The 18177-nt window shown below is 35.5% G+C and carries 14 protein-coding genes and 3 tRNA genes; 15 read left to right on the forward strand and 2 right to left on the reverse strand.

What is annotated here, in order from left to right; all coding sequences use genetic code 11:
• Window positions 1–19: 19 nt before the first annotated feature.
• The 11 genes from MUB18_RS07360 (at window position 20) to MUB18_RS07410 (ending at window position 13264) form a co-directional block, all read left to right on the forward strand.
• The gene (locus MUB18_RS07360) at window positions 20–1876 is read left to right on the forward strand and encodes a PQQ-binding-like beta-propeller repeat protein (protein WP_248755501.1); all 1857 of its coding nucleotides are present in this window, start codon (window positions 20–22) and stop codon (window positions 1874–1876) included.
• A 20-nt stretch (window positions 1877–1896) separates the two neighbouring features.
• A complete protein-coding gene (locus MUB18_RS07365) occupies window positions 1897–3723 on the forward strand; it encodes a glycoside hydrolase family 9 protein (RefSeq protein WP_248755502.1) in 1827 nt (608 codons plus the stop codon).
• The gene (locus MUB18_RS07370; protein ID WP_248755503.1) at window positions 3723–4418 is read left to right on the forward strand and encodes a polysaccharide deacetylase family protein; all 696 of its coding nucleotides are present in this window, start codon (window positions 3723–3725) and stop codon (window positions 4416–4418) included. Before MUB18_RS07365 ends, MUB18_RS07370 begins: the two co-directional genes overlap by 1 nt.
• A gap of 25 nt (window positions 4419–4443) precedes the next feature.
• The gene (gene murQ / locus MUB18_RS07375) at window positions 4444–5256 is read left to right on the forward strand and encodes an N-acetylmuramic acid 6-phosphate etherase (protein WP_045753101.1); all 813 of its coding nucleotides are present in this window, start codon (window positions 4444–4446) and stop codon (window positions 5254–5256) included.
• 29 nt (window positions 5257–5285) lie between these two features.
• On the forward strand, window positions 5286–6776 hold the full coding sequence (locus tag MUB18_RS07380) for a sodium:solute symporter (protein WP_045753102.1): 1491 nt from the start codon (window positions 5286–5288) through the stop codon (window positions 6774–6776).
• A 69-nt stretch (window positions 6777–6845) separates the two neighbouring features.
• A complete protein-coding gene (locus MUB18_RS07385; protein WP_248755504.1) occupies window positions 6846–7661 on the forward strand; it encodes a purine-nucleoside phosphorylase in 816 nt (271 codons plus the stop codon).
• Between the two features lie 27 nt (window positions 7662–7688).
• Entirely contained in the window at window positions 7689–9677 is a 1989-nt protein-coding gene (locus MUB18_RS07390; protein ID WP_045753104.1) for a putative porin, read from the forward strand.
• 143 nt (window positions 9678–9820) lie between these two features.
• Window positions 9821–9895, forward strand: a tRNA-Val gene (locus tag MUB18_RS07395).
• Between the two features lie 34 nt (window positions 9896–9929).
• Window positions 9930–10004 (forward strand) — tRNA-Val (locus MUB18_RS07400).
• Between the two features lie 32 nt (window positions 10005–10036).
• Window positions 10037–10111 (forward strand) — tRNA-Val (locus MUB18_RS07405).
• Window positions 10112–10330: 219 nt separating this feature from the next.
• Window positions 10331–13264 (forward strand): M16 family metallopeptidase, encoded by a 2934-nt coding sequence (locus tag MUB18_RS07410; protein WP_248755505.1) that lies wholly within the window; start codon window positions 10331–10333, stop codon window positions 13262–13264.
• Between the two features lie 45 nt (window positions 13265–13309).
• Here the strand turns inward: MUB18_RS07410 and MUB18_RS07415 are convergent, their stop codons facing one another.
• Both MUB18_RS07415 and MUB18_RS07420 read right to left on the reverse strand, forming a co-directional pair.
• The gene (locus tag MUB18_RS07415; protein WP_066852787.1) at window positions 13310–14032 is read right to left on the reverse strand and encodes a DUF1080 domain-containing protein; all 723 of its coding nucleotides are present in this window, start codon (window positions 14030–14032) and stop codon (window positions 13310–13312) included.
• Between the two features lie 103 nt (window positions 14033–14135).
• Window positions 14136–14657 carry an NADPH-dependent FMN reductase gene (locus MUB18_RS07420; protein ID WP_045755798.1) on the reverse strand — a complete coding sequence of 174 codons (522 nt, stop codon included), beginning with the start codon at window positions 14655–14657 and terminating at the stop codon, window positions 14136–14138.
• 227 nt (window positions 14658–14884) lie between these two features.
• On the opposite strand from MUB18_RS07420, the gene MUB18_RS07425 reads away from it, so the two are divergent.
• The 4 genes from MUB18_RS07425 (at window position 14885) to dapB (ending at window position 18167) form a co-directional block, all read left to right on the forward strand.
• Window positions 14885–15682: a ParA family protein gene (locus MUB18_RS07425; RefSeq protein ID WP_045755797.1), complete on the forward strand. Its 798-nt coding sequence runs from the start codon at window positions 14885–14887 to the stop codon at window positions 15680–15682.
• A 1-nt stretch (window position 15683) separates the two neighbouring features.
• On the forward strand, window positions 15684–16610 hold the full coding sequence (locus MUB18_RS07430; RefSeq protein WP_248755506.1) for a ParB/RepB/Spo0J family partition protein: 927 nt from the start codon (window positions 15684–15686) through the stop codon (window positions 16608–16610).
• A 1-nt stretch (window position 16611) separates the two neighbouring features.
• Window positions 16612–17337 carry a DUF5683 domain-containing protein gene (locus MUB18_RS07435; RefSeq protein WP_248755507.1) on the forward strand — a complete coding sequence of 242 codons (726 nt, stop codon included), beginning with the start codon at window positions 16612–16614 and terminating at the stop codon, window positions 17335–17337.
• 83 nt (window positions 17338–17420) lie between these two features.
• The gene (gene dapB, locus MUB18_RS07440) at window positions 17421–18167 is read left to right on the forward strand and encodes a 4-hydroxy-tetrahydrodipicolinate reductase (protein ID WP_248755508.1); all 747 of its coding nucleotides are present in this window, start codon (window positions 17421–17423) and stop codon (window positions 18165–18167) included.
• The last annotated feature ends 10 nt before the right edge of the window (window positions 18168–18177 follow it).

Raw genomic sequence — 18177 nt, forward strand, 5'->3', positions numbered from 1 at the left:
ACAATACGAATTAATTCCTATGATGATAAAAAGAACCTATAGTATTATTTGCATGTTGATTTTTGCATTTAATATATTGAATGCACAATCTTTCAAATTTGCTCATGTCACCGATACACATGTTGGGGGAGCGACAGGTGAAGAAGATTTGCGTCGTACAGTAAAAGATCTGAATACTTTAAAAGATATTGATTTTGTTATCCTTTCAGGTGATATAACCGAATTTGGTGCCGATCATGAATTGATACTGGCTAAACAAATATTGGATAGCTTGTCTTTGCCTTGGTATGTAATTCCTGGTAATCATGATGGCAACTGGTCTGAAAATGGGGCCAATACTTTTCGACGTGTTTTTGGAGGTGAAACTTTCTTTTTTAAACATAAAGGTTTCATGTTTTTAGGGACTAATTCAGGGCCAAATATGCGGATGAGTCCAGGACAAATTCCGCGTGAAAATCTTGTTTGGATGGATTCAATTTTTAATGCTAATCCCGACAGTAAGATGCCTTTGATATACATTAATCATTATCCACAGGATTCTTCTTTAAATAATTGGTTTGAAGCTTTGGATCGAGTAAAGTCAAGGAATGTGCAATTGGCTTTTTGCGGACATGGTCATGTAAACAAATTATACGATTGGGAAGGTATACCCGGGATAATGGGGAGATCAAATCTCCGTGCAAAGAATGAATATGGTGGTTATAATATTGTAACGATCGACCAGGGTAAGGCTACTTATCAAGAACGTACATCTGATGGACGCTATTTGGATCCTTGGGCAGTGGTCACATTAGAAAATCATCATTTTGAATTGGATAAAAAGAAATATCCGCGACCTAGTTACACCGTTAATGATAAATATGCGTCTCGAGTCTCTGTAGCTTGGGAGTTTCAAGATGCAAGTGATATTGGTGCTGGAATGTCCTTATATAAAGATTGCATTATTACGGCCAATACCTCAGGTGATATTTTTGCGTTGGATCGCAAAACAGGCAAAAAGAAGTGGTCATTCAAAACGGGAGGTAAAGTATATTCAACACCTGCGGCATGGAAAGGTGTTGTAGTAGTAGGCTCTTCTGATCATTATATTTATGGTATAGATGCAGAGAATGGTATGTTGAGATGGAAAGTGAAAACAGAAAAAGCTGTTCTCGGCTCACCTTTGATTTATAAGGGTATAGCATATATGGGTGGATCTGATGGAGTTTTTAGAGCATTGGATGTATTGACGGGAAAACAAAAATGGAATTTTAATGGGGTGAAAGGATATGTTTCTACTCTTCCGACATACTATCAAGATCTCCTAATTTTCGGTTCATGGGGAAATGGCTTTTATGCTTTAAATGCAAAGTCGGGTGCTTTGGAATGGGAGTGGAATAATGGACATGCTAATCGCATGTTTTCTGCAGCAGCTTGTTACCCTGTTGGAGTGAATAATACCATTTTTGTAGTGGCACCAGATCGTTATATGACGGCATTAAATGCAGAAGATGGACAAGTTATTTGGAGAGAGAAAAAAGATACAATTCGTGTTAGGGAATCCATGGGACTTTCTGCTGACCATAAATATGTTTATGTCAAAACAATGGATGGCGATTTACTTGGAGTTTCCACAAAAGGTAATCAAATGGATGTCGCCTGGAAATCTAATTTGAAACTTCCTTATGAATTAGCTCCTTCTGCTATAAATACTAATGATAAAATTGTTTTTGTACCGAGTCATTCTGGATTATTGTCTGCAGTAGATGCTAAGTCAGGTCATGTGCTTTGGCAATATAAAATTTCAAACGGTATGGTTAATCCAACATTAGTTTTGGATAATAATGAGCTTGTTTGCAGCACAATGGATGGTAAGATTGTTAAACTAAAATTTTAACTTTATAAAAGTTCTAAATTATGAAATTAAATACACAAAACTTATTACATTTACTGCGTATTTTTATGCTTGTTTTTGCATGTTTTGTTTTTAACTTTGCGAAAGCGCAAAAACAAGCATGGATTAGAGTGAACCAATTAGGTTATACACCTACAGGTATAAAGGTTGCGGTATTTGGAGGAAAGGTAAAAGGAAATTATACTGAATTTGAATTGATAGAGGTGAAAACAACAAAACGCGTGTTCTCTAATACTATTGGTAAAGATTATGGTTCATATGGACCTTTTGTTCAGAGCTATAGATTTGATTTTTCAGCATTCCGTGATACAGGTTCTTATTATTTAAAGGTTGGAGAGGTGAAATCACCTGTCTTTAAGATTGGAAAAGATGTTTATAAAGGGGCTGCAGATTTTGCGCTCCGTTATATGCGTCAACAAAGAACACTGTTTAATCCATATCTACAAGATAGTTGTCATACACACGATGGTTTTGTATTACATGCAAATAAGGTTGGTATTGCTGATAGTACGCGTATTGATGCTGGTGGAGGTTGGCACGATGCTTCTGACTATTTGCAATATTCTACGACCTCAGCAAATGCAACTTATCACCTTTTGGCTGCTTATCGGGATTTCCCAAAAGTATTTGGTGACCAAAAGCAGGCAAATGGATTGGATGGAAAAAATGGTCGTGCTGATGTGCTTGATGAGGCTAAATGGGGATTGGATTGGTTGATCAAGATGCATCCTGCTCCGAATTTAATGTTTAACCAAATTGCAGATGATCGCGATCATACCAATATGAGAATGCCTGGTGAAGATCCTTTTTATGGAAGAGGATTTGAAAGACCAGTGTATTTTATTGATGGCGAACCACAGCAACGTGGTAAATTTATGAATAATACGACGGGAACAAGTTCTACAGCAGCTAAATTCTCAAGTGCTTTTCATCTGGGTAGTTCTTTGTTTCAAAATGATGATCGTAGATATGCAAAAATCTTGGCCAAAAAAGCAAAAACTGCCTATAGCTTTGCATTGATAAAGCCAGGAGTAACGCAAACGGTATCGGTAAAATCGCCCTATATCTATGCTGAGGATAATTGGGTAGATGATATGGAGTTGGCAGGTGCAATGTTTTATGGGGCGACTAACAAAAAGAAGTTTTTAAAGGAGTCTATGGAATATGCTCGACAGGAAAAGATTACGCCTTGGATGACAAGCGATACTGCGGCACATTATCAGTGGTATCCATTCATTAATCTTGGTCATTATGAATTAGGAAAACAATTAAAAGGCAATGATCGCGAGGAGATTGTCTCATACTATAAGTCTGGAATAGATGCTGTCTTAGCTAGAGCTCAAACTAATGCCTTCTATCGAGGAGTACCTTTTATTTGGTGCAGTAACAATTTGACTGTATCCTTTGCTATTCAGTGTTTATGGTACAAAGAATTGACACAAGATATAAGATATGATGAATTGGCGCAGTCAAATATAGATTGGCTGTTTGGGACTAATCCTTGGGGGACTAGCATGGTTTATGGCTTACCTTCTTGGGGCGATACACCGGTTAATCCACATTCTGCTTTTACCCATTTAAAGAATTTTCCAATTGATGGTGGATTGGTCGATGGTCCTATTATGACTTCGACATATCGTAATCTGATTGGTATCAAGTTGTTGAATGAGGATCCGTATGCAGCTTTTCAAAGTGATTTAGTTGTTTATCATGATGATTACGGGGACTATAGTACGAATGAACCTACAATGGATGGTACCGCTTCTTTGATATATCTGTTGGCTTCTCAAGAGCAAAAGGCATTGGAGGAGCCTCCGGTAAAAAAGTAGTGTTGGATTCTTATGGAGCGATCATAAGAGGTGATAGTCTGCAAAAAAGGCTTGCACTTGTTTTTACGGGACACGATTTGGCTGAGGGAGGATTGAAAGTACTGAAGATATTAAAGCAAAAGTCTATAAAAGGATCATTTTTTTTAACAGGAGATTTTTTGAGGACACCAAAATTTCATTCTGTTATAGATGAGATTAAAAAGAATAAACATTATCTTTCTGCACATTCTGATAAACATCTGTTGTTTAGTGATTGGAGTAATAGAAATGGATTATTAGTAACAAAAGATTCATTCATGCACGATTTGGAGATGAATTTTAGAGAACTTGATAAATTGGGTTTTCGAAGTGATAATAAATATTTTATTCCATCGTATGAATGGTATAATAAAGAGATTGTGACTTGGAGTAAGGAGATGGGGTATATTCCCATTAATTATACACCAGGATTGCGAACAGCGGCAGATTATAGTTATCCAGAAATGGGAAAACGATATTTATCTTCTGATGATATCGAAATGGGAATATGGAAAGAGAGTAAACAGCCTAATGGTTTAAATGGATTTATCGTGCTTGTACATATGGGTACAGATGTACGTCGGAAAGATAAATTTTATGATCGCTTGGGAAAAATAGTAGATCAGTTAAAGAAAGAAGGATATCAATTTGTAGATATTCGTGAGTTAGTACAATAGAATAAAGGACAATATAGAAGATAGGATGATAAATACAACCGAAAAAGAATCGCACTACCAGGATTTAGAAAAAATGACTGTTTTGGAGTTGTTAACGAATATTAATAACGAAGATAAGACCGTCCCAATGGCTGTTGAGAAAGCTATTCCTCAGATTGAGGCTTTAGTGAATGAGTGTGTTACTAAGATGAAAAACGGGGGTCGCGTTTTTTATATTGGGGCTGGTACAAGTGGACGATTAGGTATTTTAGATGCTTCTGAATGTCCACCGACATATGGGGTTCCTTTTGATTGGATTATCGGAATGATTGCAGGAGGAGATACGGCTATTCGTAAAGCTGTAGAGTTTGCCGAGGACGATACGGAGCAAGCGTGGAAAGATTTAGCTGAATATAGTATTAATGAGACAGATGTGGTGATTGGTATTGCTGCTTCGGGAACGACTCCATATGTAATAGGTGGTTTAAAGGCTGCTAATGCAGCGGGATTAGCAACAGGTTGTATCGTATGTAATGGTGGCTCTCCTATCGCAAAAGAAGCACAATTACCAGTAGAGGTTGTAGTAGGACCTGAATTTGTGACAGGCTCCACTCGTATGAAAGCTGGTACTGCTCAAAAATTAGTATTGAACATGTTGAGTACCTCAATTATGATTCGATTGGGTCGTGTACAAGGAAATAAAATGGTGGATATGCAACTGTCAAATCATAAACTTGTCGCGCGCGGAGTACGTATTATTATGGATGAAACGGATGCTACTGAAGCAGAAGCGACCGAATTGTTGGAAAAATTTGGTCATGTACGTCAAGCGATAGAAGCGTACCAAGAAACACATTAAACATCAATCACCTATTATAAAACAAACTTATGTCACCAATAATTTTATTGTCCTTTTTGGTTATCTACTTTGCTGTTTTACTTGCTGTAGCGCATTTTACATCAAAGGGGTCTTCGGATAACTCCACATTCTTTGTCGCAAATCGTAATTCAAAATGGTACATGGTTGCTTTTGGAATGATCGGTACCGCGTTATCTGGGGTGACTTTTATTTCTGTCCCTGGAGCAGTTGGAGCTTCAGAATTTAGCTACTTTCAATTTGTATTGGGAAATGCGGTAGGATTTGTTATCATCGCTTATGTATTACTTCCTTTATATTATAGAATGAATCTTACTTCTATCTATACCTATTTAGAAGAGCGATTTGGACATACAACTTATAAGACCGGTGCTGCTATTTTTCTTATTTCCAGAACAATTGGTTCTGCATTTCGCCTTTATTTAGTTGCTATTGTATTGCAACATTTTATATTTGATGCTTGGAATATACCTTTTGTTGTTACAGTTGTTATTTGTTTATTACTGATTTGGTTATATACGAATAAGGGAGGTTTGAAAACTATTATCGTAACCGATACACTGCAGACAACGTTTTTGATAACAGCTGTTATTTTATCCATCTACTTTATGGCAAAGGGTTTGAATTTTGGAATTGTGGACACCTTTGAGGCCGTGAAGGAAAGTAGCTATTCTAAAATATTCTTTTGGGATGATTTTGTTGGAAGCAAAGCTAATTTCTGGAAACAATTTTTAGGAGGTATTTTTGTAACAATTGCTATGACTGGGTTAGATCAGGATCTAATGCAAAAAAATCTTTCGATGGGAACGATCAAAGAGGCCCAAAAGAATATGATTACCTTTACAAGTGTATTTGTCGTGATTAATATCTTCTTTTTGGCTGTTGGAGCATTGTTATATATCTATGCGGAGAAAAATGGTATTAATATAAGTCAGTTGGCGACTCGTGATTATCTATATCCAGAAATTGCTTTAAATCATTTAGCACTTCTTCCTGCAATTATATTTATGATGGGATTGACAGCGGCTACTTTCGCTACTACAGATTCAGCTCTGACTGCCTTGACGACTTCTTATTGTATAGATTTTTTGAATTTTAATAAAAAAGAGAATCCAAATGACCCGTTATTGGTAAAACAACGAAATTATGTCCATTTTGGTTTTTCAATTGTAATGCTGTTGGTGATCTTAGTTTTTAAATTGATTAATGATGATTCTGTTGTAAATGCCATCTTTACTGCCGCAAGCTATACTTATGGACCATTATTGGGACTATTTGTTGTAGGTATCGCTACCAAATATGCTGTTAAAGACAAACTTGTACCCTTTATCTGTGTGATATCTCCTGTTATTTTATATATTTTGAAGACTTATGTTATTGAGGTTTATACACCATATGTTATTGGGTTGGATTTAATTATCATTAATGGATTTATTACCTTTTTATTGTTGATCCTTACCTCTCCAGGTAAAGCCTCTGTTCAAGAGCTTTCACATAATTAAAAAAAGTTAAGTGATTTGTACGTGCAAAAAAATTAAGTTAAGTTTGATTAAATTAGTTTTTTTGTACGTATGTATCAATTGATAGAAGAAACAGCAGGATTTATCCGCAAAAAAATAGGCGATTTTCAGCCTGAATTTGGAATAATACTAGGTACTGGCTTAGGTAAATTGGTCGATGAGATCGAAGTGCAGTTTTCTTTAATGTATTCCAATATCCCCAACTTTCCAATCTCTACAGTAGAATTTCATTCTGGTAAATTGATATTTGGCACTCTTAATGGTCGTAAAGTTATAGCGATGCAGGGGAGGCTACATTATTATGAGGGATATAATATGAACGAAATTACTTTTCCGATCCGTGTCATGAAAGTATTAGGTATTCAGAAATTGTTTGTTTCAAATGCCTCAGGGTCTTTAAATCCTGCTATTCTTAAGGGTGATCTGGGAATTATCTCTGATCATATTAATCTTTTACCTGATAATCCTTTACGTGGTTCTAATTTAGCAGCGTTTGGACCTCGTTTTCCAGACATGAGTCAACCCTATAATCGGGAGATGATCAAGCTTGGATTGGAGATTGCCAAAGAGAAGGGGATTCGTGCACATCAGGTAGTTTACGTAGCCGCACCAGGTCCAAATTTAGAGACTAAAGCAGAGTATCGTTACATGAGCATTATCGGCGGTGATATTGTTGGTATGAGTACGGTGCCAGAAGTTATTGTTGCAAATCATATGAATTTGCCTGTGTTTGCGATCTCTGTGATTACTGATGAAGGTTTTCATGAAGATTTGACACCTGTTTCTTTGCAAGATATCGTAGATGTCGCAGCAAAAGCTGAACCAAAGATGACGTTAATTTTGAAAGAATTAATAGCTTTGCAATAGTTTTCAACAATGCTAGTTCAAATATAAATGAAGGTGACCTTGCGCTTATTAGCGATTTTTTGTTGTATTATTGGTTTTATAAATCAAGTTCATGCACAAAGTAATGATGAATGGAGTAGTGCTATAGACTCTGCTAGGGCAAAAGAGGATTCGAAAAAAGATTCTGTGATTTTGTCTGCTAAATATATTCGTTATACCACATTGGATATGATGAAGAAAGGCACTTATACTGTTCAAATCGATACTTCGCACCGTAATTTTCAGTATTATAATAAACAGAATTTGCCTTGGAATCCGAGTATCAATTTGGGTTCTTATGGTCTTGCAACACGCGATTTGTTATTTCAACCTACTAAAACTATCGGTTTTCAAAGTGGTTTTCATAGCTTGGAACGGACGTTATATCGCCCAGATTCTATCCAATATTTTAGAGCCCGAGCTCGATTTTCTGAACTTTACTCTGTTGGATTTTTCTTTAATGATCAAGTATTTCGTGCTCGACTTGCACAAAATATAAATCCAAGACTTAATATTGGTGGCGAATTTCATGCTACAAAGGCAGATGGATATTACACCAATCAGAAGTATTCTGATATTAAATCAGCTTTGTTTGCATGGTATGAATCCGAAAATCATCGCTATAATTTATTGTCGAATCTAATTTTTAATAAATTAGATGCAACGGAGAATGGTTCTATTTTGGCAGATAATATTTTTAAGGATGCTGAAAAACAATCGGCAGACCGATATCCTGTGCGTTTACAGGGATTAGGGGATAATAGACCTCGAAACGAATGGCAGGATAATTCATTTTTTATTCGTCAATCGATGTTTTTGGGGCATATTGATACCGTTGATGCCGGTAAACCTACGATGCAAATTTATCCTACTAATAGCATTGCTCATAACAGCTCAATTCGTCTTCAGAAATTTAACTTTTTTAAGAACGAGACTGATGCTAATGGTGCTTTCCCATATGGGCCTTCTCAATTGAGCAAGGATACAACAGAGATTACTTCGATTTCAAATGAATTTGAATATAGTTTTTATTTACGGGGGAAATCTATTTTTAAAAATGAAGCGAAATTGAATGTAGGATTTCAACATGATATGTACTGGTATACAGATAGCGGAATTAATAACCGATTCTATCAAAATGGAATGTTGAAAGGAGAGCTGGGCTATAAATTTTCTGACCGAATCAATATTACGGGTAAGGTGAATCAGATCGTGATGGGACACAATTTTGGAGATTATCTATATGAGGCAAAAGCAGATTTTTTGTTAAGCTCTAATGTGGGTAAAATAACGGTCTCAGCCTATTCTCAAAATAAGTCTCCAGAGATGGTATTTAATCGGATGAATTATACGTACCATCAATGGGATCTGGATCTTGACAAAACCAAGACCCAGAATTTAGCCTTCCATTATAGTAATCCAAAAATTGGTTTTAACGGTAAAGTTGAATACTTTTTGATGGACAACTATCTTTATTTTAGAGAGATAGATAATCCACAAAATGATGCGCGCTTATCAAAAATAATCGAACCTGCACAACTGAGCTCTGCTAATCTTTTGAAAATATCTGTTGGACAAAAGTTTAAGTTTAGAAGATTTACACTGGACAATCTGATTGTCTATCAAAAAACGGATCAGCAGACGGTTCTTGCCACACCAGAAATATATACATGGCACAGTTTGTATTATAGTAATGTCCTTTATAAAGTTGTTGATTTTAATATCGGTGTTGATGCACGTTTTAATTCCCCATTTACAACACCATCTTATTCGATAAATGCCAGTCAGTTTTATAATGATAATGCTGGAATTAAATTTTCTACTTATCCGATATTTGACGCTTGGGCTACTGCAAACATTCAACGCGTCACATTATTCATTAGTTGTAATTTTGTAAATCAATATTTGGGACTGCCAAAAGGTTATTATACTGTTCGTCGTTATCCGATGAATGACGCTAATATTCGATTTGGAGTTTCTTGGAAATTCTATGATTAAAAATATTGAAAATTATGTGGGTGGCTTCTAGTGGATTGCGTTTTTAAGCGTAAAAAACTTTTGAAATAATTTTGAGAGTCGAAATTTTGCTGTACATTTGCATACGCAATTAGGGAAAGATATTAAGTATCGATAACTAAAAAGGAGAATTAGCTCAGCTGGTTCAGAGCATCTGCCTTACAAGCAGAGGGTCACTGGTTCGAACCCAGTATTCTCCACAAAAAAAACAGAGGTGTTTTAAAATACTGAAAAGGAGAATTAGCTCAGCTGGTTCAGAGCATCTGCCTTACAAGCAGAGGGTCACTGGTTCGAACCCAGTATTCTCCACAAAAAACAGAGGTGTTTTAAAATACTGAAAAGGAGAATTAGCTCAGCTGGTTCAGAGCATCTGCCTTACAAGCAGAGGGTCACTGGTTCGAACCCAGTATTCTCCACTTTAAAGCATCGATTTTATCGATGCTTTTTTTGTTTAAGTCTATTTTTATCTATTTCCTATATACTTTATATTCCGTATCACATAGCTGTTTTTAATTGATCTTGGGAAAAAATAACTTCAACTCATCCAAAAGATTATGATTTTAAAGATGCGGGAAGACTGCGAATTATCCTTGAAACATTTATATATTTGATTGTATTTTATAAACTTATTATAAATGAATTTAAAATTTATTTCGGTAATAGCTTTTGTGTTCTTATCTAGCGTAACAACTTTTGCACAGTTGAAAAAGTATGATTGGAAAGAGGCACGTGAAGAAGGCTATACGTATCGTTACGTAACTAACGACCCTACAAATTCTCGTTTTTATACATTGAAAAACGGTTTAACAGTGATTTTGAGCCCTTCAAAAAAGGTTCCTCGTATTCAGGCATATATTGCTACTAAAGCTGGTAGTAAAACAGATCCAGCAGATCACACGGGTTTAGCGCATTATCTTGAACATATGCTTTTCAAGGGGACTGATAAATTTGGGTCTAAAGATTGGGCGAAGGAAAAACCATTACTTGATCAGATTGATGGGTTGTATGAACAATACAATTCAACAAAAGACGAATCTAAACGTAAAGAAATCTATAAACAAATCGATCAGGTATCTGGTGAGGCTGCTAAATATGCAATCGCAAATGAATACGATAAGCTGATGAGTGAAATGGGTGCCGAGGGAACCAATGCCTTCACTTCTTTTGAACAGACCGTTTATACTGAGGATATTCCAAACAATGTCATCGATAAATTTCTTGCTGTACAAGCCGAACGTTTTCGTAATCCCATATTAAGATTGTTTCATACAGAACTAGAGGCTGTTTACGAAGAGAAAAATAGGGGGCTCGATAATGATGGACGTAAATCTGTTGAGGCTATGTTTGAAGCGATGTTTCCTAATAACAATTATGGAAAACAAACAACTATCGGCACGGTAGAACATTTAAAAAATCCTTCATTAAAAGCAATACGTGAATATTTTCATACTTACTATGTTCCGAACAACATGGGGGTAATTATGTCCGGTGATTTCGATCCAAATGAGGTTGTGAAGAAAATTGATCAAGCATTCAGTTATATGCAACCAAAGGAAATTCCAGTTTATAAATTTGACCCTGAACAGGATATTAAGCAGCCTATAGTTAGAGAAGTTAAAGGCCCCGAGTCTGAATTCTTGTTTTTAGGATTTCGCTTTCCTGGAGCATCTACTAAAGATGCACAAATGTTGAATCTGCTTGGAAATATGTTGACAAATGGTTCCGCAGGCCTAATCGATCTGGATCTGGTGAAATCTCAAAAATTATTGGGTGCAGGTGCATTCCCTTATGTTCTGAAAGATTATTCAATGTTGATTATGCAAGCAAATCCTAGCCAAGGGCAATCCTTAGATGATGTCAAATCTTTGATTTTAGCAGAACTTGAGAAACTTCGCAAAGGAGATTTTTCTGATGATTTGATTACTTCAATTGTAAACAACGAAAAGAAATCGGAGATTTCAAGAAATGAAAGCTATAGTAATCGTGCTGAGGAATTGATGGATGCTTTTACTTCTGGTGCAGATTGGACTACAGAATTGAGTTATTCGGATAACTTAACTAAAATTACCAAAAAAGATATCATGGATTTTGCATCTAAATATCTGAATGATAATAATTATGTGGTAGTCTATAAGCGTAAGGGTGTTGATGATAATGTTGTAAGAGTGGAGAAACCACCGATTACGCCTGTAGTTGTAAACCGTGATGACCAGTCTGCTTTTCTCAAATCTATTGCAAAAATGCCAGAAAGTAAAATTTCACCAGTTTGGTTAGATTATGCCAAAGATATCCAAAAGGGTTCCTTAAAAGGTGTTGATGTGATTGCTGTTCAAAATAAGGATAACGCTTTATTTAGTTTGACCTATCGCTATGATATTGGAAAATGGAATAATAAGTTATTGGCTATTGCGGCAGATTATCTAGAGTTTTTGGGAACTAAAAACAAATCAAGTGAAGATTTTAGTAAAGCATTTTATAAGTTGGCATCTGATTTCTCGGTGACTTCTGGAAATGAAGAAACGCGGATTAATATTTCAGGATTAAATGAAAATTTTGAACAAACAGTCGCATTAATCCAAGATTTACTGAAGAATAGTGTAGGTGATGAGGAAGCCCTAAAAGCTTATATCGGGCGTTTGAAAAAATCAAGGACAAATGCAAAAGAGAATAAGGCTTTAATTATGGAAGGACTAAAATCGTATGCAAAATATGGTTCTAAAAATCCTTTTAATAATGTGCTTACGGATGAGGAGCTAAATTCAATTAAAGCATCCGATTTAGTTGGTATTTTACATGAGCTGGCGAATATGAAACATCAGATTTTGTATTACGGCCCTAAAACAACGAGTGAGCTTGTTGCCGTATTGAAGCCTTTAAATACAAATACCAATTTTACTAAGGTTCAGAAAGCGAATAATTTTGCAGAGTTGCCTACCCCTAAAAATCAAGTGTTATTTGCTAATTTTGACATGAAACAAGCGGAAGTGTTCTGGTTTAGAAATTCAGAATTGTATAATTCGAAATACAGTCCTACTGTAGCTTTATTTAATATGTATTTTGGTGGTGGCATGGGAAGTATCGTCTTTCAGACAATTAGAGAATCTAAAGCACTAGCTTATTCTACTTATGCCAATTTTGCTTCTCCTGCAAAGAAAGAAAATCATTATTCTGTTGGTGCTTACGTGGGTACACAAGCAGATAAATTTAATGAAGCCGTTGTAGGAATGAATGAATTGTTAAATGATTTACCTGATGCTCCGAAAGCCTTGGAAATTGCTAAAGTAAGTTTAGTTAAATCGTTGGCAAGTGATCGCATTACAAATGCAAATATTTTATCAAATTATTTAAATGCTCAACGATTAGGACTTGTCTCAGATATTCGTAAAGATATATATGAGCAAGCGCCTCAATTAACTTTTGCAGATTTAAAAACTTTTCACAATAAAGAAATGAGTCGTAGACCATACGTTTACTGTATTGTCGCAAAAGACGAAAATATGAAAATGGAAGATCTGCAAAAGCTCGGAGAAGTTAAGAAATTAACTTTAGAAGAGTTATTTGGATACTAATTGTGAAGGAATTAGAAAGAGCAGGAAAAATCCTGCTCTTTCTATTTACAATACTTTTATTTTGATATTGCGGAAAGAAACTTCATCTGTATGGTTTTGCAACGCAATTTTTCCTTTTTGAAATGTACCAAAGTCAGGATAGTTTTTCATATTGGTATTGGCGACCATATCTATCCATGCTTGTGTATTGGTGCTGTCTTCGAATGTCAATTTGCCATTTAGCCAAAAACTAACTTTGCCTTTATCTTGGATGATTCGTGATGCATTCCATTCATTGAAAGGGTTAGGTTTCGAATTTGTTCCAATAACCTTTACAGAGTAAAGAGATCCTGCCCAATGTGTAGAATCTACTTGATGACGTGGTTCGGAATTGGCATTATCCAAAAGTTGCATTTCAAGACCTGTCACAAATGTCGCATCATATTTTGGATCTTCTTGCACATCGATAAACACACCGCTATTTCCTCCTTTAGCAACTTTCCATTCAAATTTTAAATCAAAATTTTCATAGGTTTCATTGGTAACTAAGTCTCCAAATATTCCCGTTTTTACTGTGGGATCACATAATATTGCCCCATCTTTTACAATCCATTTGGAAGGTTGGTTTCCCTGATTGTAAATGTGCCAATTATTGATGTCTTTTCCATTAAAGAGTAATTGCCATCCTTCTTTCTCTTCTGTTGAAGTTAAGATGTTATTTTCATGAATTTGCCTGCAAGAAGTTAATAATGCAAGTGATAATATGAGATATGATAACTTTAATTTCATATGCTTTGGTTTTTGAAACAAAATACGAAAATTTGGAATGTAATTCGAGTTAAATGAAATAGCCAATGTGAGTGGCATTGGCTATTTTAATTTCTTCTATTTTTTAAAAGTGGATAAGCTCTTCAATTTGCTCATCTATGGCTCTAATTGTTTCATCATGAATAAAAGTGTATTCCTCATTAATTTCATTTTGGATTTGTGGTAAAAATATTTTCAAAGGTAAGACATGCATCCGTAAGTAATTACAAATCCCTGTGAGGTGATCTATTCCTCTCAAATTGCCGTATCGCCCAGATGAAATGCCTACTAATGCCGCTTTTTTATGATAAAAACTAATTGGAAAACTACATGCATCTATAAAAATCTTAAGTACTCCAGGAATACTTCCATTATACTCTGGCGTGATAAAAATAAATTTATCTGCATCGGAGACAAGTTGTTGTATCTTTTGAAATTCGTCGCTTCTCTGACCATACAAATCAGAAACAATAACATCTGCAGGCAGATCTGTTAAAGGTAATATTTGACAGTTTTCGCCACTTTTTTTTAACTGCTTCTGATAGTATTGTGCAATTTTTAGTGTCTTACTTTTGGGACGATTCGTTCCCGAAATTATTAAAATCATTGTCTAGTTGTAACTTATAAAAACCCGCCGAACAAAGTGGATGTATATCCTGATTTTTTGTATCTTAGCATCTTGAGGATCTATTCCTTTAGATACTTTCAAAAGTAATAAATAAGCACCATTTAAGTGTTTTTTACAAGGAAGAATTTATGAATGAACAGAATAATCCTTTTTTGTGACTTTAGATTCACAAAATAATATTTTATAAAGAAAGAATTTCATTCGAAATGGGTAAAATTATATCAATTGCAAATCAAAAGGGTGGTGTTGGTAAAACGACAACATCAATCAATTTGGCGGCTAGTTTAGCTGTTTTAGAATATAAAACCTTATTGGTTGACGCTGATCCGCAAGCAAACTCTACTTCTGGAATTGGATTTGATCCAAGAACGATTAAGGAAAGTATATATGAATGTTTGGTAAATGATTTGGATCCTCGCGATGCAATTCAAGCTACAGAGACCCCTAACCTAGATTTATTACCCGCTCATATTGATTTGGTTGGTGCTGAAATTGAAATGATCAATATGCACGAACGTGAATATAAGATGAAAAAAATCTTAGATCAGGTTAAAGATGATTATGATTTTATCATTATTGATTGTTCTCCTTCTCTCGGTTTGATTACCATTAACGCATTATCCGCATCTAATTCGGTTGTGATACCAGTACAGTGTGAGTATTTTGCACTTGAGGGATTAGGCAAATTATTGAATACGATTAAAATCGTTCAGACACGTTTAAATACCAGTTTGGAAATTGAAGGTATTTTGCTGACGATGTACGATGTACGTCTTCGTTTATCCAACCAAGTGGTAGAAGAGGTCAAAACACACTTTACGGATTTAGTATTTGATACAATCATTCAGCGTAATACGCGATTGAGTGAAGCCCCAAGTTTTGGTATTTCTGTTATAATGCACGATGCATCGTGCAAAGGAGCTATCAACTATTTAAATTTGGCTAGAGAAATTTTACATAAGAACGGACATCTAAAAGAATTAGATTCAACAGTTACACTATAATATGGCAGCACAACAGCGAAAAACAGGTCTAGGAAGAGGATTAGGTGCCTTATTAAATGATAGTACCGATCTGCCTGAACGGAATTCAGATGCGGAAATATCTCGAATAGAGGCTCCAAAAAAATCAAAAGAATCTGGGAATATTAGTACGGTAAATGTGGATACTATTGAAATGAACCCATTTCAGCCCCGTACTGATTTTGACCCCCAAGCATTGCAAGAACTTTCTGAATCGATCCTACTGCAAGGTTTGATTCAACCCATTACTGTTCGGAAAATCGGTGAAAATAGTTATCAGTTAATTTCGGGAGAGCGTCGTTACAGGGCTTCAAAATTGGCAGGTATCACTGAAATTCCTGCTTATATCCGGACAGCTAATGACCAACAAATGTTGGAAATGGCTTTGATCGAAAATATTCAACGTGAAAATCTGAACGCTATCGAGGTGGCTTTGAGTTTTCAACGTATGATCGAAGAGTGTAATTTGAAACAAGAGGAATTGGGGGAACGGGTAAGTAAAAACCGCTCTACTGTAACTAACTATCTGCGCCTATTAAAATTACCGCCAGTCATTCAAGCGGCTATCCGCGACGGAGAATTGACAATGGGACACGCTCGTGCACTTATTAATGTTGCAGAGGTTGATAAACAATTGTATATTTTCAAATTAATTGTTGATTTAGGGCTGTCTGTACGTAAGGCAGAAGAACTTGTTCGCGAGATTCAAAACGGAAATAAAAAGAAAACACAAAAGGATAAAAATGCACCTAAATCTTTTCAATTTCAAAAAATTGAAGATGATTTGGCATCTAAGTTTTCATCTCGGGTCAAGTTAAATCTGAAGAGTGCAAAAGGAAAGGGAGCAATTGAAATTCCTTTTGAATCCGAAGATGATCTGAGTCGTATTTTGGAATTATTAGACTGGTAAGATGTATAGAGCGATCAGTTTATTGTTTTCAATTTTTATATTTTTTGTGGCACAAGCACAGAAAGTTGATTCTAAAGGAAAAGTGGCTTTAAAAACTATTGCTGTATCAGATTCAACTAAAAAGGTTTCAGCCGTACAGGATACAATAAAAAAAGAAAGCCGTAGAGAAAGAAAGCGGAGAGAAAGAGCCGAAGAAGAAGCAAAAACTCCAAAAATTTTTAAGGATTCTACACGTCTTGCTATTGAAGCAAAAACTGCGACAGCTTGGAAACGATCTTTGATCCTTCCTGGATGGGGACAGTATACAAACAAAGGTCTGTGGTGGATTAAAATACCAATCATCTACGGAGGATTTGTATCTACAGCGCTTGTATTTGATTTTAATAATCGTTACTATAAAGAACTTATTGCAGAACTAGATTACCGTTATAAAAATAATAATGCGGTAAATAATCCCGCATATGCAGGAGCTCAAACCCAAGGTCTTATCAGTGCAAAGGATTATGCTCGCCGTAATCGTGACCTCATGGTGCTTTTGACCGTGGGTTTATACGGATTAAATGTTGCTGAAGCTTATGTAGATTCCATGATTAAAAATCGTTGGAGCATTAACTCTGAAAAGTTAACATTTACAATTAGGCCTACAGTTTTACAGGGACCCTCGACAAATTTTGCTTATAATGCTGTTCCAAATATTGGATTGAAATTATCCATGAAAATAAAATAAAAATATATAACTTAAATTTGTATTCAAGCATGACTGCAACATACTAATTTGGTCTTCTTTATTAAATATGATCTGAAAAAGATATGAAAATTGTATTATTCGGCTACGGCAAAATGGGCCAAATTATTGAGAAATTTGCTCAGAAGAGAGGGCATGAGATTCATTTGATTGTCAATAGTGAAAATCGTAACCTAATTACGGTGGCTAATTTAGTAGGCGCGGACGTTGCGATTGACTTTGGTGTACCTCAGGCTGCATTATCGAATATGGAGTTGTGTTTAGAAGCTAATCTTCCTATCGTGATGGGAACAACTGGCTGGTATGAACATCTTGATGCGATTAAAGAGAGATGTCTATCTGTTGATGGTTCGATTTTATATGGATCTAATTTTTCGATTGGTGTAAATATTTTTTTTCACATCAATAAAATGTTAGCCAAAGCAATTCAGCCTTATAAAGCATACGATGTGCAAGTAGAAGAAATTCATCATATCCATAAATTAGATGCTCCAAGCGGAACTGCTATTACAATAGCTGAAGGAATTTTGAATAATAGTGATGTTAAAACAGCTTGGGTCAATTCTTTAGTAGGCGATGGCGAAGAGGAGATCATCCCTAAAGCAAACGAATTATTGATAGAAAGTCACCGGATTGAAGAGGTACCAGGAACACATACGGTTGTGTATAGTTCGGAAGTTGATCAGATCGAATTTAAACATATGGCACATAATCGCGATGGTTTTGCTTTAGGTTCTGTGATTGCCGCTGAATGGTTATTTGGAAAACAAGGATTCTATCAAGTAACAGAAATGTTTGATTTTAATAGGTAATGCAATTCGC

It is taken from the genome of Sphingobacterium sp. PCS056, from assembly GCF_023273895.1.
Lineage (GTDB): Bacteria > Bacteroidota > Bacteroidia > Sphingobacteriales > Sphingobacteriaceae > Sphingobacterium.

Bases quoted from the DNA above. Each gene is read 5' to 3' on its own strand.
- MUB18_RS07360 (WP_248755501.1), top strand. From the start codon at position 20: ATGATGATAAAAAGAACCTATAGTATTATTTGCATGTTGATTTTTGCA.
- MUB18_RS07380 (WP_045753102.1), top strand. From the start codon at position 5,286: ATGTCACCAATAATTTTATTGTCCTTTTTGGTTATCTACTTTGCTGTT.
- MUB18_RS07385 (WP_248755504.1), top strand. From the start codon at position 6,846: ATGTATCAATTGATAGAAGAAACAGCAGGATTTATCCGCAAAAAAATA.
- MUB18_RS07415 (WP_066852787.1), bottom strand. From the start codon at position 14,032: ATGAAATTAAAGTTATCATATCTCATATTATCACTTGCATTATTAACT.
- MUB18_RS07425 (WP_045755797.1), top strand. From the start codon at position 14,885: ATGGGTAAAATTATATCAATTGCAAATCAAAAGGGTGGTGTTGGTAAA.
- MUB18_RS07435 (WP_248755507.1), top strand. From the start codon at position 16,612: ATGTATAGAGCGATCAGTTTATTGTTTTCAATTTTTATATTTTTTGTG.
- MUB18_RS07365 (WP_248755502.1), top strand. From the start codon at position 1,897: ATGAAATTAAATACACAAAACTTATTACATTTACTGCGTATTTTTATG.
- MUB18_RS07430 (WP_248755506.1), top strand. From the start codon at position 15,684: ATGGCAGCACAACAGCGAAAAACAGGTCTAGGAAGAGGATTAGGTGCC.
- MUB18_RS07390 (WP_045753104.1), top strand. From the start codon at position 7,689: ATGAAGGTGACCTTGCGCTTATTAGCGATTTTTTGTTGTATTATTGGT.
- dapB (WP_248755508.1), top strand. From the start codon at position 17,421: ATGAAAATTGTATTATTCGGCTACGGCAAAATGGGCCAAATTATTGAG.
- murQ (WP_045753101.1), top strand. From the start codon at position 4,444: ATGATAAATACAACCGAAAAAGAATCGCACTACCAGGATTTAGAAAAA.
- MUB18_RS07410 (WP_248755505.1), top strand. From the start codon at position 10,331: ATGAATTTAAAATTTATTTCGGTAATAGCTTTTGTGTTCTTATCTAGC.
- MUB18_RS07420 (WP_045755798.1), bottom strand. From the start codon at position 14,657: ATGATTTTAATAATTTCGGGAACGAATCGTCCCAAAAGTAAGACACTA.